General features: G+C 45.6%; 17 protein-coding genes. 6 read left to right on the forward strand and 11 right to left on the reverse strand.

The annotated features are described in order from the left end of the window. Window positions 1-217 precede the first annotated feature (217 nt). Window positions 218-1,159 carry a Dyp-type peroxidase gene (locus ACED36_RS00945; RefSeq protein ID WP_371732585.1) on the forward strand — a complete coding sequence of 314 codons (942 nt, stop codon included), beginning with the start codon at window positions 218-220 and terminating at the stop codon, window positions 1,157-1,159. A 121-nt stretch (window positions 1,160-1,280) separates the two neighbouring features. On the opposite strand, the gene ACED36_RS00950 is transcribed toward ACED36_RS00945, so the two are convergent. Beyond that, window positions 1,281-1,706 (reverse strand): hypothetical protein, encoded by a 426-nt coding sequence (locus ACED36_RS00950; RefSeq protein ID WP_371732586.1) that lies wholly within the window; start codon window positions 1,704-1,706, stop codon window positions 1,281-1,283. Window positions 1,707-1,810: 104 nt separating this feature from the next. Further along, window positions 1,811-2,248, reverse strand: a complete 438-nt coding sequence (locus ACED36_RS00955; protein ID WP_371732587.1) for a hypothetical protein — start codon at window positions 2,246-2,248, stop codon at window positions 1,811-1,813. 407 nt (window positions 2,249-2,655) lie between these two features. Here ACED36_RS00955 and yiaY point away from each other — a divergent pair, with 407 nt between their 5' ends. Further along, entirely contained in the window at window positions 2,656-3,804 is a 1,149-nt protein-coding gene (gene yiaY / locus ACED36_RS00960; RefSeq protein WP_371732588.1) for an L-threonine dehydrogenase, read from the forward strand. A gap of 117 nt (window positions 3,805-3,921) precedes the next feature. Here the strand turns inward: yiaY and ACED36_RS00965 are convergent, their stop codons facing one another. The 5 genes from ACED36_RS00965 to nrdD all read right to left on the reverse strand — a co-directional run bounded on the left by ACED36_RS00965 (window position 3,922) and on the right by nrdD (window position 9,006). Next, entirely contained in the window at window positions 3,922-4,287 is a 366-nt protein-coding gene (locus tag ACED36_RS00965) for a RidA family protein (protein ID WP_371732589.1), read from the reverse strand. An 82-nt stretch (window positions 4,288-4,369) separates the two neighbouring features. After that, entirely contained in the window at window positions 4,370-5,554 is a 1,185-nt protein-coding gene (locus tag ACED36_RS00970) for an amino acid aminotransferase (RefSeq protein ID WP_016958595.1), read from the reverse strand. A gap of 103 nt (window positions 5,555-5,657) precedes the next feature. Beyond that, window positions 5,658-6,194, reverse strand: coding sequence for an ATP-dependent zinc protease (locus ACED36_RS00975; protein ID WP_016958594.1), 537 nt, complete (start codon window positions 6,192-6,194; stop codon window positions 5,658-5,660). Window positions 6,195-6,405: 211 nt separating this feature from the next. Next, a complete protein-coding gene (gene nrdG / locus ACED36_RS00980) occupies window positions 6,406-6,876 on the reverse strand; it encodes an anaerobic ribonucleoside-triphosphate reductase-activating protein (RefSeq protein ID WP_016958593.1) in 471 nt (156 codons plus the stop codon). A 9-nt stretch (window positions 6,877-6,885) separates the two neighbouring features. Beyond that, on the reverse strand, window positions 6,886-9,006 hold the full coding sequence (gene nrdD, locus ACED36_RS00985) for an anaerobic ribonucleoside-triphosphate reductase (protein WP_371732590.1): 2,121 nt from the start codon (window positions 9,004-9,006) through the stop codon (window positions 6,886-6,888). Window positions 9,007-9,638: 632 nt separating this feature from the next. On the opposite strand from nrdD, the gene ACED36_RS00990 reads away from it, so the two are divergent. The 3 genes from ACED36_RS00990 to ACED36_RS01000 all read left to right on the forward strand — a co-directional run bounded on the left by ACED36_RS00990 (window position 9,639) and on the right by ACED36_RS01000 (window position 11,919). Next, complete coding sequence (locus tag ACED36_RS00990) at window positions 9,639-10,514, forward strand: endonuclease/exonuclease/phosphatase family protein (RefSeq protein ID WP_371732591.1); 876 nt, start codon at window positions 9,639-9,641, stop codon at window positions 10,512-10,514. A 139-nt stretch (window positions 10,515-10,653) separates the two neighbouring features. Continuing rightward, entirely contained in the window at window positions 10,654-10,953 is a 300-nt protein-coding gene (locus tag ACED36_RS00995; protein ID WP_371732592.1) for a hypothetical protein, read from the forward strand. Between the two features lie 150 nt (window positions 10,954-11,103). Next, window positions 11,104-11,919, forward strand: coding sequence for a DUF2797 domain-containing protein (locus ACED36_RS01000; RefSeq protein WP_016958589.1), 816 nt, complete (start codon window positions 11,104-11,106; stop codon window positions 11,917-11,919). 110 nt (window positions 11,920-12,029) lie between these two features. Here the strand turns inward: ACED36_RS01000 and ACED36_RS01005 are convergent, their stop codons facing one another. The 3 genes from ACED36_RS01005 to ACED36_RS01015 are packed head-to-tail and all read right to left on the reverse strand — an operon-like array spanning window position 12,030 to window position 13,143. Beyond that, entirely contained in the window at window positions 12,030-12,428 is a 399-nt protein-coding gene (locus ACED36_RS01005) for a hypothetical protein (protein ID WP_371732593.1), read from the reverse strand. 52 nt (window positions 12,429-12,480) lie between these two features. Continuing rightward, the gene (locus tag ACED36_RS01010; protein ID WP_016958587.1) at window positions 12,481-12,711 is read right to left on the reverse strand and encodes a DUF3389 family protein; all 231 of its coding nucleotides are present in this window, start codon (window positions 12,709-12,711) and stop codon (window positions 12,481-12,483) included. Window positions 12,712-12,714: 3 nt separating this feature from the next. After that, window positions 12,715-13,143 carry a hotdog fold thioesterase gene (locus ACED36_RS01015; protein ID WP_371732594.1) on the reverse strand — a complete coding sequence of 143 codons (429 nt, stop codon included), beginning with the start codon at window positions 13,141-13,143 and terminating at the stop codon, window positions 12,715-12,717. 230 nt (window positions 13,144-13,373) lie between these two features. On the opposite strand from ACED36_RS01015, the gene ACED36_RS01020 reads away from it, so the two are divergent. Continuing rightward, window positions 13,374-14,174, forward strand: a complete 801-nt coding sequence (locus ACED36_RS01020; RefSeq protein WP_016958585.1) for a M48 family metallopeptidase — start codon at window positions 13,374-13,376, stop codon at window positions 14,172-14,174. On the opposite strand, the gene ACED36_RS01025 is transcribed toward ACED36_RS01020, so the two are convergent. Next, a partial coding sequence (locus tag ACED36_RS01025; RefSeq protein WP_371732595.1) for a hypothetical protein occupies window positions 14,128-14,338 on the reverse strand: 211 nt, incomplete at its 5' end. The genes ACED36_RS01020 and ACED36_RS01025 overlap by 47 nt on opposite strands.

Genomic DNA, 14,338 nt, shown 5'->3' on the forward strand with positions numbered 1-14,338 from the left:
TTTCGAGGGCGAATTGTTTTGCTTTCACTCGCCGACCATTTTCATCATGCCCGTCTCATTCCTACCCCACTTTGATACATCAAGCTGTTCTATTCTGATTTTAAATGCCTTTACCTGTGTACTCTCAGGATGCAGCGATGCGACTAACAAACTTTCGCTGAACAAGCATCTTTAGGTTACTCGTGTATAGCTCCAATATCAGACAAAAGGACGATGTATGAACGAGCTTGCTTCAATGGCGCAAATAGGGGTGCTTACGAACCCGACAACCCATGCAGAATTCTTAACCTTTTCGCTAAAAGACCAATGGCTCAATCTCGATGAAATTGGTGACGCATTGGCACAGTTACCAGGGATCGAGAAATCCATTCGCCAAAAAGATCCCAGTGCTGGCGTTTCTATGACAATGGGGTTTTCTGCCAACGCTTGGCCCTTTCTATTTCCTGATCTTGCCATGCCAGAAGAATTACACGTGTTCCCCGAAATGAAAAATGGACCAAGACACTTTCCCAGTACGGCAGGTGATATTTTCCTGATGATTAAGTCTGATCGCAAAGACCTCAATTTTCAAATTGCCAAATACGCAGCCAAAGCACTTTCTGATATCGCCACCTTGATTGAAGACATTCAAGGCTACAAATACCTCGATAATCGCGACATGATTGATTTTGTCGATGGCACGGAAAACCCCATTGAAGATGAAAGAGTGGAGTCTGTGCTGATTAGCGACGAAACCGATGCCTATCGCGGCGGGAGCTACCTCGTTGTTCAACGCTATATTGACCGCCAATCATTATGGGACGAGCAAGCAACAGAACATCAAGAAAACGTCATTGGGCGTACCAAGATGGATGACATTGAACTCAGCGATGACGATAAGCCAGCTTGGGCACACAATGCGAAAAGCAAAGTGGAAATTGATGGCGAAGAAGTGAAAATGTACCGTCAAAATCGCCCTTATGGTAACGCAATGGAGCATGGCACTATGTTCATTGGATTTGCCAAAACGCCGTCCATTATCGAAACGTCGCTCACTCAGATGATCTATGCGGATGACAATGGTGACTATGATCGCTTACTGGATTTTGTAGAGGCAAAAACAGGCGCGAATTATTTCATCCCGTCGCAATCCTTTATTGACGAACAATTCGACGACTAATTCAATGCTTTCTTGTCTTCCATAAGCCCACACTTTCGCGGGCAAATCGTAGAAAGCAAAAAGGCTGACACATTGCGTCAGCCTTTTCTTTTCGCAAAATATTTGCTTCACAATAAGGTATTTACATCACACACTCTTGTGCCGCTTTTGCTTTTTCAATGCCGTTATCAATCACTGACAAGGCATCTTCACTACTAATTGACGACAATACGCTATTCAACAGCTTTTCTGCTGTGCTTTCAGATGTGGCGTCAACTAAACAGCTATAGGCGTTGGCAATGTGTTCTCTGACTTCAACCAAAGCGGTCGGGTCAGCAAAGTCAGCATCAGCCGCTTCTTGAATCGAGGCAGCTAAGGCTTGTGCAGAACCTGCAGCATCGCCAAATTGATCCAAACTCAACTGGCTCAAATCTACTGACTCAACGTTTTCTTGAAGGCCATCCACAGCTTGGTTTGCAGCTTCTTGTGCCTGATCAATTATCTTTGTTGCATCTTCACAACCAGACAACGCCATAAGAAGCACGATTGTAGTAATAGATTTTTTCACATTGAACCTCAAAACGCCGATTGTTGTGACCGGATAGTAATTCAACATGCCTTTGCAGGAAACTGGAATAGCGTAACCAGGTATTATCTGCTGATTACTTCCCTTTAAATTCCGGCCAAGGACCAGGCGCAAACATCTTTGTCTGTCAGTCTCTCCAGCTTGACGACGGACAACTGATAATTTTGAGCATGAGAGAGAAATGAAGGAAGGTAAGGTCCTATCGTTTCATTACAAGACATATACAGTCGCTTTTTGGTTTCGACAGCAATCTCTATTAGCTTTTTAAGATCCAAAGGTTGTAAAAGATGCGCATCATCAACCGTGATGAATGCGCAATCACGCTCAATAATTTGCTCCCATTCCTGTTCCGTAATTCGAGTATCACCTCCGCAATAGGCCACCATCGCTTTTGATACATCGATATGAAATGGAAGCCCCTCATATTGTTCGCAAAGAAACTTTGTTTTATCGGTTCGGTTTGGACCGACGATGATACTGATCGTATGGAGTTCGAGTTGATCTTGGACTTTATGCCAGAGCATGCCTTTCCTATATGCGACTGAGTTAATTTGGACAAAAGATATCCTAGGTATGCTTCATGCTTATGTCTATTCAAATGAATCTTTTTTGTACTCGAAAAGAGACATATTTCTTGATGATCGCCCTGCAACACGTCGAACAAGAAAGCCCTACATGCGTTTCAACGAATGACATATCCCCGCCAAACCAATTGTTACAAAACCTCTTTTATTTCAAAAATTTAATGTGTCTACAAGAACGATCCAACTCAAATTAATGACATCACTCTCAAAAGCTTTCGCTTGAAATTGATGTAAATCAAAGTATCGCCCCCTAAAGGGATGCTAAAAAAACTAGACACAAAAAGATGAGAAAAATACTCGTCTAACTTACCAACCTACCAATAACGTGATCTCCACGGAGAATAATAATGAAAAGCGCATTTTACATCCCTACTGTTAATTTTATGGGCGCAGGTTGCCTAACCGACGCTGCAGATGCGATTCAATCTCATGGTTTCAAACATGGTCTCATTGTCACCGACAAAGTACTGAATGAAATTGGCGTAGTAGAAAACGTCGTCAACTTGCTGTCTGAACGCGGTGTGAAAACGGCAGTTTTCGATGGCACTCAACCAAACCCAACGACCAGTAATGTTGAAGCGGGTTTAGCGATACTTGAAGAGAAGAACTGCGATTTTGTTATTTCGCTAGGCGGTGGCTCACCACACGATTGTGCGAAAGGTATCGCATTGGTGTCCACAAACGGCGGTAAAATTGGTGACTACGAAGGCGTTGACCAATCGGCTAAAGCACAACTACCACTCATCGCCATTAATACCACAGCAGGTACTGCGTCAGAAATGACACGTTTCTGTATCATTACCGACGAAGAGCGCCATATTAAGATGGCGATTGTAGATAAAAACACGACGCCGTTAATTTCGGTAAACGACCCTGAGTTAATGCTGGCCAAACCCGCATCACTGACCGCAGCAACAGGCATGGATGCACTGACCCACGCCATCGAAGCGTATGTATCCATCGCCGCATCCCCCATCACTGACGCGGTTGCTATCAAAGCCATTGAGCTTATCCAAGCGAATCTGCGTACGGCAGTTAAAGACGGGAAAAACATCGAAGCACGCGAGCAAATGGCGTATGCGCAGTTTATGGCTGGCATGGCATTTAATAATGCGTCTCTTGGCTATGTTCATGCCATGGCGCACCAATTGGGCGGTTTTTACGACTTACCCCACGGCGTGTGTAATGCCATTCTGTTGCCACACGTACAGCGCTATAACGCCCAAGTTTCTGCGCGTCGTCTTCGTGATGTCGCCAAAGCTATGGGTGTGGACGTTGAAGCGCTGACACCGGAACAAGGAGCACAAGCTGCTCTTGAAGCGATACAAGTCCTTTCTAAAGATGTGGGCATTCCGGAAGGCTTGGAAGTGCTTGGGGTAAAAGCGGACGACTTCCCAGTATTGGCAGAGAATGCTTTAAAAGATGCTTGTGGCTTTACCAACCCGAAACAAGGAACGCACGAAGAGATTTGCGAGATTTTCCGCCAAGCGATGTAATACATGGCGAAAAAGTGATCCTTGATGATCATTCATAATAAAAAGGGCAGCCATCGAAGCTGCCCTTGTCCATCTTTTAGCGCGCCTCTTTAGAGACTTGGTTTATTCGTCTATCAATTACGACTGAAATTCTTCACCCGCTGCAGCAACAAATGCCATTTCAACCAAATACTCTGGGTCAGCAAGCTCTGCTTTTACACATGCACGACTTGGCGCTGTCCCAGCATCAAACCATGCATCCCAAACTTCATTCAAGGCAGCTAAGTGTGCAAAATCAGTCACGTAGATTGTCACCGAAAGAATGCGCGTTTTGTCACTGCCCACAGTGGCCAGCATCTCTTCAGCTTGCGCCAGGATTTGTGCGGTCTGGCCTTTAATATCTGCGCTTAAATCACTTTCAGGCACTTCTACAAAGTGTGCAATGCCATTAAACACAGTGACGTCAGACCAACGGTTAGTCGGGTTAATACGATGAATTTTCATGATAATTTATCTAATTTGTTCGTAGAAATGAGAATAGAGCCAGCGCAAAGCTAACGCTATAGAAAATAGTATCAAGATAGGCTTATTTCGATACAGCGATCAGCGCATCAGCTAAGTAATCAATGCGTGACTCAGTAAGACCTGCCACATTGATACGGCTGTCACCCACTGCATAGATACCAAACTCTTCACGCAGCTTCACCATTTGCTCTGGTGAATACGCCAGCATGGAGAACATGCCTTTGTGCGCTTTGATAAAGTCAAAATGGCTATCGCCAGTACGTGCAGAAAGCGCGGCACTCAACCCTTCACGAAGCGAGATAATACGGTTACGCATACCGTCCAATTCTGCTCGCCACTGCTTAGTCAAACCATCATCAGATAGAATGGTTTCCACAATCGCGGCTCCGTGATCAGGTGGCATGGTGTACGTTGAACGTGCTAACTGCAAAATTCGACCTTTAGCATTGGTCGCTTCCTGTTTGTTCTTACCAATCACAATGGCAGCGCCAGTGCGTTCACGGTACAAACCAAAGTTTTTCGAGCACGATGTTGCGATCAACATTTCTTCGACCGAATCCGCCAGAAGTCGCAAGCCATACGCATCTTCTTCTAAACCGTCACCAAAGCCTTGGTAAGCGATATCAACAAACGGCGTAAAACCATTTTTCTGGGCTAACTCATTAATGGCTTGCCAATGCTCGGTGCGGATGTCCGCCCCCGTCGGGTTATGACAGCAACCGTGCAAAAGCACGACATCATCAGGGCCTGCTTTGCTCAATGCAGCAAGCATGGCTTCAGGGTTAACTTGTTTGGTAACCGAATCAAAATAAGGATAAAAGTTGACGTGTAAGCCCGCAGCTTCCATCACTGGCTTATGGTTCACATAACTTGGGTCAGTGATCCAAACAGTGGTAATCGGCTTGGCGAGATACATCAAATCCCCCAGCATACGAAGTGCACCGCTCGCGCCCGGTGTTTGCACTGTCGCGCAACGGGAGTAGCCATCGGTTCCCTTAAGAAGGAGATCCGTCATCGCTTGATTGAACGCTTCATTGCCCGCTAAACCAACGTAGCTTTTTGTGGTTTGAGAATCTGCCAGTTGCTGCTGTGCCGTTTTCACGGCCTGCATAATAGGCGTATCGCCCTGACTGTCTTTGTAAACACCAATACCTAAGTCCATTTTGTCCGCGCGCGCGTCTGCACGAAAGGCGATGGAAAGCGACAGAATCGGATCTTGTTGCGCCGGAGAAAGCAGATCTAACATGAAATAACGTCCTTATTTAACGGCAATAATTACAAGCAATACATTACCCAAAGACTCGCGCTGTGCAAGTAAAAAAGCGTGATGCTTGATTGTGCTATTGGAATTATTGCTTTACGCCAATTTCCGGTTTTGGTTGGATGTATTTTCGACTGACATCCACCAACGCGATATCACTCAGATAGGTTCGCCCTAAAAGCACAGGAAAGTTGAGGTGTTTTCGGTCTCGCAGTGTAAATTCTGTATTCTCCGTCATGTCACCAATGGTAATCAGAAGCTCAACCACATAGCGGCGTTCAAAACCGTCTGAACTTGATTGAATGATTTTTACGGTGCGGACAACAGGTCGTTCGATCACGTTACTTTGCTTTCCATCATGGGCGAGACGAAACGTCACCCACTTCTTGCCGTCGCGTTCGAAAGATTGAATGTCCACAGCACTAATAGAGGAAGTCGTCGCTCCTGTATCTACACGTGCAATCGCGACAACATCAACGTCCTCCACTTTCACCCACTCTTTTTCACCCATGAGCATTTTTCCATCGGTGGCATGCTCATAAACAGCCGGCGTTGTATCAGCAAAAGCTGGGCTATGAGGAAGTAACGCAGTACATAGCAATAAGGCAGCAATTTTCAATTTCAATGCGACGTCCCTTTGTTTCGTTGGTATGGATTGAATGATACGCAGAAAATAGACAGCAGGTATAGGAATAAGTTTTTGTTTCCATTGTTTTTGTCTGCGATTTTTTCTACCACGGAACAATAAAAAAACGCCGTTTTCGCGGCGTTTTTTTCAATGTTCGTTACAAAGAAGATAATGCGGGGGCTAAGGCTTAAAAAAGCTAAACAAACAACTAACACAAGCTCAAGCGGTGTATAACCTGGTTACTGCTTCCACGCCAAGGCAGTGATGGATCGGCAAGATCTTTTTCAAACTTACCGTCAATTAGCACATCAACAAGAGAAACCACGGCTTTTTGAGCCTCAGTTAATTGTGTTAACTGGTAGCCTGACCAAAGCCAAATGTCTTTTCCAATACATTCATTACGCACACGTTTAACCAACGTCAACACGGCAGACACATTCGCAGGATGAAGTGGGTCACCGCCGCTCAAAGACAGCCCTCGACGTTTGATACGCGTGTCATTAAGATCGGCAATAATGCGGTCTTCCATCAACTTATCAAACACTTGCCCAGAATCTAGCGACCATGTGCTTTGGTTATAACAGCCGCGACATTGGTGCTCGCATCCTGCAATAAATAAGGTGCAGCGCGTCCCTTCACCGTTCACCACATCAACCGGATAATACTGATGGAAATTCATCGCAATACCTTACATGTGTTTGACACGACGTTGCACTTCTTCCTGCTTACCGTCGTTGAATGGACGCGCATCAGGGCTACCAAGATAACCGCAGACACGACGTGTTACCGAGACTTTGGTTGAATCATGGTTGCCACAGCTAGGACATACAAAGCCTTTACTTGAGCAATCAAATTCGCCCGTGAATCCACACTCATAACATTCATCGATTGGCGTATTGGTGCCGTAATATGGCACGCGTTCATAACTGTAATCCCACACATTCTCGAGTGCTTCGATGTTGTGCTGAATGTTCGGGTATTCGCCATAACAAATGAAACCACCATTTGCGACTTCCGGATACGGCATTTCGAAATCAATTTTGTCGTAAGGGTTAACGCTCTTTTCAACATCAAGATGGAAGCTATTGGTGTAGTAACCTTTGTCAGTTACACCTTTCACCACACCGAATTCCTTAGCGTCAATCTTACAGAATCGACTGCACAAATTTTCGCTTGGCGTACTATACAAACTGAAAGCATAACCCGTTTCGTCTTTCCAGCTATCTGTGGCTGCTTTCAGATACTTAACAACATCGAGTGCTTTTTCACGCAGGGTTTCAGAATCATAAACATGCTCTTCTGTACCGTACAGCGCATTGATAGTCTCATGGATACCGATGTAACCTAGCGAAATCGACGCGCGGCCGTTCTTAAAGATTTCACTCACATCGTCATCTGGGTTCAAACGAACGCCACATGCGCCTTCCATATAGAGGATAGGTGCGACACGCGCTTTCACGCCGCGTAGACGGTCAATGCGCGAATCTAGACCTTCACGCGCAACGCGTAATACGTCATCAAGTAACGAATAGAATATTTTTTCATTGCCGTTCGCGCGAATAGCGATACGCGGCAAGTTAATGCTCACGACACCAATGTTGTTTCGACCTTCATGGATCAACTCACCATTTTCTTCGTAAGCTGATAAGAAGCTACGACAACCCATTGGGGTTTTAAACGAACCCGTGACTTCCACTACACGGTCGTAGTTAAGAATATCGGGATACATGCGTTTCGATGCGCATTCCAGTGCCAGTTGTTTAATGTCGTAATTAGGCTCGCCATTTTTCAGGTTTAAGCCCGCTTTCACACTGAATACCAGCTTAGGGAATACTGCGGTTTTGCGGTTTTTCCCCAACCCTTCAATGCGATTACGCAAAATCGATTGCTGGATCAAACGCGCAGACCACGAATCACCCAAACCAAAACCAAAGGTCACGAACGGAGTTTGGCCATTAGCGGTATGCAGTGTATTAACTTCATATTCCAACGATTGGAATGCGTCATAACACTCTTTTTCTGTACGCGCAGTGGCATAGCCTTCCGCATCGGAGATGTTCCACTCACGAGCGACCATTAGGTGCTTTTCGTAACTAATTTCAACGTAAGGTGCCAACACTTCATCAATGCGGTTGATCGTGGTGCCACCATAAATATGGGAGGCCACTTGCGCAATAATTTGGGCAGTTACCGCCGTTGCCGTTTGAATTGATTTTGGCGTGTCAATTTCCGCGTTACCCATCTTAAAACCATGGGTAAGCATATTTTCTAGGTCAACCAACATGCAGTTGAACATCGGGAAGAACGGAGCATAGTCCAAATCGTGATAATGGATATCACCTTGGTCATGCGCTCGAACAACTTCTTTAGGCAGCATGTATTGCTTGGCATAGTGTTTTGCAACAATCCCCGCAAGCAAATCGCGCTGTGTTGGAATGACCTTGCTGTCTTTGTTTGCATTTTCATTGAGAATGTCTGAGTTCGTCTGTTCAACCAGACCACGGATTTCATGGCTCAGGCGACTCTTCTTCTCACGTGCACTGTCGCGGTCATGACGGTATTCGATATATGCTCGGGCAACAGCCTTATAAGGTCCTGCCATCAAGTGATTTTCGACAGCGTCTTGGATTTGGTGAATATCCACCTCGTCATGACGCATGACTTGTGCGAGAACACCATCTGCTACTGCTGCTGCATAGGCTCGATCCATGTCTTCTACTGCTTGCGCCGCGCGAATCACCGCATCTTCGATACGTTGGCGCTGAAAAGGTACGCGGCATCCATCGCGTTTGATGACAACAGGTTTCACAAATAGCTCCTCAAGGAATCACCCTTAATTTCAAGGATAAATAGTGGCATCACACACATCACGGCGTGATTTTTTCATATGGAAATGCAGCAAGCCAACACCTATAAATGCACGCTAGGACAGCACGTTGACGTAAACCTTGAATCGTTCCATTGAGGAAGCAGGTGGCTTACACACAATTGTGAACGGCGTCAACAAATACCAAATATGGGCAGAAATTTAGCTTTGGCTACAACATGTGGTGCATTAGACCTTTGAGGGACGATCGATACCTTGATTTAGATCATGGCACGAGGGGATGCGATTTTTATCTATTCGATTAATGGGAATAAACGTCAATAATTGAAAAAAGGCTGTAAAAAGTGCAACAGGCAACGCAAAAACACCACCTACCAAAAACATTGCATACTGTATGCTCTACTATCCACAGACGAGCAATATTTTGGACAGGCTCTCAGCCCAATCACACAATGTTCACTGGTATTTTTAGCTAAGGTGACTAGCATTCACGGTCACGGCAAATGAAATAATAAGAGAATTCACATCTGGATATGTCTTCGCGTCACCTTTCATTGTGGGTCAACCGCTTAAGTAAAATTAGCGCTCAACTCAGCCTCCTATGTCTCTTCATAGTGGCCGTTAATCCTGTTCCTGCCTATGCGAGCCTCACATTAGCGACGTGGAATATGGAATGGCTATCAGATAAAGGCGACATGATTCAAAGTAAGCGTGACGCTGACGATTACCTAATGATGCAAACTATTTCTTCCGTGATTAATGCCGATCTCATTGCGTTTCAAGAAGTCGACGGTCCTGAGCCTTTAGCCAAAGTTGTCGACCCGCTTCAATACGATTTTTATTTTTCTGATCGTTCCCTACGTTATAAAAAAAGCCGAGGTAGTCATCAGTTTACCGGCTGGGCCGTTAAGAAAGGTATCAACGTCATTGATCACAAAGATTACCAACCTTTGGGCTTACCCACTTTTCTTTCCGGTGGTGATCTTCGTTATGGTACATATATTGAAGTACTCAGGGAGAACCAGCCCTCGCTGCATTTACTTTCAATACACCTAAAATCAGGGTGCTTTAACACCCCTGTACGTCGAAACAACAGTTGTAAAAAACTACGACGCCAAATTGAAGCGCTGGCCGTTTGGATTAATACACGAACAAAACTCGGACAAGAGTTTGTCATTGCGGGTGACTTTAATCATTACATGAACAACCCATATGAATGGGCTTGGCAGACCTTACTCGAAGAAACGAGCACCAGTCCGCTCGTCAAGTTAACCGCGAATACGCCTGCGAAATGCAAAGCAAGAAAGTTCAACTATCGCACCAAGCGATGGGAGCACGTTGTTTACAATAAACTCATCGATCACATTGTTGCCAGTCCGGGAGCCATTTACATCAACTCGCCCGTTGAGGCCAAGCAATATCAATACTCCTACCACGCCGTTTCGACATATCGCCTTTCGGACCATTGCCCTGTAATTGTAGAATTGTGACTTATTGCAAGAAATTACCTTCTAAACCCCAAAACCCTCGCTTTTTACTGCAGAATCATCATCCTCTGACCCTGTACTGACAAAATGGCGAAATCACTGTGACATCCTGCGCCTCATATTATAAAGACGGACTTTTCGTATGCGCTTCCTAACGACCTCTTTTCTTGTATCCATACTCTTGTTCTCTTTTCATGCTTCTGCCAAGCCAGAGCTTGCACCTGCTGCACTTCTCGATTTTGGCAGCTATGAAAAAGTCGACGAAATGACTATTTATGGCGACATCCAACAAGATATCCTCACTTTGGCGCAAAACAACACGTCAGAATCTGATGCTGACTTGTTTGTCATTGATGATATTAATGAAGATATTGACCTCAATTTGGTGATGGTCACTATATCGCTTTATAACGATCTTAATGATGGATTGGTGATGCGATAACATCGGCATCTTTAACCAGTGCCATTTTACGTTTGAGTTTGAGCTTTTTCATGCATCACACCATTTAGCGGTGAGAACCTTGGCCGCATCTAGTTTCGCGTTGAAGTTCTGTTACACTTCAGGCACGAAATGGACAACGTAAAATAGACAATGACTACTGGTACTTTAAGCAAAATGAAAAGTACGCTGGATAGCAGCGTACAATATTCCTTGCCTGTCGGCGAAAACGACATCGCATTAAATGACTTGATCGGCAAATCGCTGACGCTCACTTATACGGGCAATATCTATTGCGATGCTTGCGGTAATAAAACTAAAAAGAGTTTTAGCCAGGGACACTGTTTCCCGTGCACACGTAAATTGGCCCGTTGTGACATGTGTATTCTAAAACCCGAAACTTGTCATTTCGCCGAAGGGACTTGTCGCGAACCTGAGTGGGGCGAGAAATTCTGCATGACAGATCATGTGGTTTACTTGTCCAATACATCAGGCCTGAAAGTCGGTATTACTCGCGCTAGCCAAATTCCAACTCGCTGGATTGATCAAGGCGCGACACAAGCGCTTCCTATCCTAAAAGTAAAGAGTCGTCATCTTTCTGGCCTCGTGGAAATCGCCATTGCAGAGTTTCTTGCTGATAAAACCAATTGGCGAACTATGCTCAAAGGCGACAATGCTGATATCGACTTGAAAGAAGAAGCGCGACGTATACTGCCTAAAATCGACGCTAAAATTTTCAGCTTACGTCTGCAATATGGATTTGATGCTGTTGAGCCAATTCAACACGATATTGTTGAAATCAGCTTTCCGGTAACGGAACACCCCACTAAGATCACATCGCTCAATTTTGATAAAGAACCTGTGGTGTCAGGCGTATTGAAAGGCATTAAGGGGCAGTACCTTCTCTTTGATACGGGCGTGATTAACATTCGTAAGTTCACCGGTTATGAAATTACCGCTGATTTCTAAGTGATTTAACTTCTTTGTGCATTGAGATTGAGCATTGAGGAGAAACCACATTGAAAAGAGCCGCTTCTTACTTAGGTAGCGGCTCTTTTTTGTAGCGATTGTTCAGTCATTCACTTCAATGGAAGCACGTAGGTTTCCCCACCCCAACCATGCACACTGTCGCGGGCTTCAATAATCACCTCAGTGACACCTTCAGGCACGGTTATGCCTGATAAGCTTCGAGTAAAAGGCTGTTCGGTTTCATGCGGATGGAGTAACTCTCTGACACCCAACACCTCGCCGTCTGTTGTCATGACACGCCATGCATTCGCATAATGATCCCAGCCTTCATCAGCATGACGTACCGTGGCAGAAATACGATAACTATTCCCAATACCAGAAGGACTTACACCCGTTTTGGTTACCGTAGCATTTACCACGTCGGCTTCGCCTGCGAGGGAGGTTGTCGATGTAAACGCCAAAATCAATGCCAGTAAAAATCCTTTGATACCCATCCCTGATCTATTCACCGCACTCCCCTATTCGTCGTTGAATGTTTGGTTCTCGTTAGCAACCAGATAACTAACGCTTAATGGCAACGCCCGTGGCTTCACTGACTGCGTTAAGGTTTTCTTCGGAGCCTAATGAAATGCTCCAGTTAACCGTGCCGCCATTGGCGATCAACATACAGGGGGCACCCAGTAAACTAATATCATCCGTTTGTGTTTGAAGTGTGAGGCGATTTTCTTCCAACTTCACCATGACTTCGTGCATGGTCGCCACAACACGACCACCCGGAATGGTAATAACCATGAATCACTTCCCCTTGTGCTGTAAAACCGCCATGGTCAATCGACTGGTACACACCAATCGCCCACGCTCATCTGTGATTTCTATTTGCCACACTTGCGTCGTTGCTCCCAAATGAATCGGGGAAGCCTTCCCCATCACGCTACCTGTTCGCATTGCACGAATATGGTTGGCGTTAATATCTAGACCGACGCAGTACTTATTTTCTTCCACGCACATGTTTGCTGCCAGTGAACCCAAAGTTTCCGCTAGCACCACAGAAGCACCGCCGTGAAGCATGCCCAAAGGTTGATGCGTGCGCGCATCGACGGGCATCGTACCTGTCAGGCTGTTGTCATCAAACGCCGTGTATTGGATGCCAAGATGCTCAACGAGTGTATTCGCCGAGGTGGCATTGAGTCCTTGGAGGGAAACAGGCTTCTTCCAGATGGACATAAGTGCTCCTGTATGTCTGATGTATTGATTAGAGTTGATGACTATTATCCTCGTGAATTCCGCGGAGAGCCATGATTTCGGCGGTCAAGGTGTTGTATTCGTGACTTTTCAGCGTTAAGCCCTAGTCCGAACGGTTAATTGAATGAGATTCTTGCCTCATCATCCAGTCAAGCTACAATATCGCGCATCGGAGTTATTCAGGGATCTCGCGCCGCGATAAGGATATAGTTATGAAGTTAAATACAGTAAATACAACGCTCGCCGCCGCGCTACTCAGTGTGCTGGTTGGCTGCACCACCTCCCCGACGGGTAGAAGCCAATTCATTTTGGTGTCTGGTTCGGAAATGGCGACATTGGGTAACCAATCATTTTCTGAGCTTAAAGAACAAGAAAAGATCAGCACTGACAAGAAAACCAATCAATATGTGCAATGTGTCACTGACGCATTGCTCAAAGTGACACCGCCTCAGCCTGATTTTGAAAAGTGGGAAGTCGTGGTATTCGACAGCGACCAAATCAATGCATTCGCCTTGCCCGGCGGGAAGATCGGGGTTTATACCGGTTTGTTGAAAGTCGCTAAAACACAAGACCAGCTAGCTTCTGTCGTCGGCCACGAGATTGGTCACGTCATGGCGAACCACGGCAGCGAACGTGTCTCAAGCTCTGTCGCTGCAAACGGCGCATTACAAATTACCAATATTGCGCTTGGCGCAACCGGCACCGCAAACTCAGACATGATCATGGCGGGTCTCGGGCTTGGTGTAAATGTGGGCGTTTTATTGCCCTTTAGCCGCGCTCATGAATCAGAATCTGATCTCATTGGTGTTCAGCTAATGAATGACGCAGGCTTTGACCCAAAAGAAAGTGTCGAACTGTGGAAAAACATGGCTGCAGCCTCTGAAGGCGCACCGCCAGAAATTATGTCAACTCACCCATCTCACGATACACGCATTGACGATTTGAATGCAGCAATCAGTCGCCTGCCTACGTCGTCTCTTCGCGCGCCCAATTGTGGCAAGCCCAACATCTAGTCGCGAATGACCGGATAGACTCAATAGTCTCGATAACAAAAAGCCAGCGTCTACAAACGCTGGCTTTTTCTATGCTTTCAATCTGATTTGAGTCAAAGATGTTTTTGTCTTTGTCTTTGTCTTTGTCTTTGTCTTTGTCTTTGTCTTTGTCTTTGTCTTTGTCT

The organism is Enterovibrio sp. FF113, from assembly GCF_041439165.1.
GTDB lineage: Bacteria > Pseudomonadota > Gammaproteobacteria > Enterobacterales > Vibrionaceae > Enterovibrio > Enterovibrio norvegicus_A.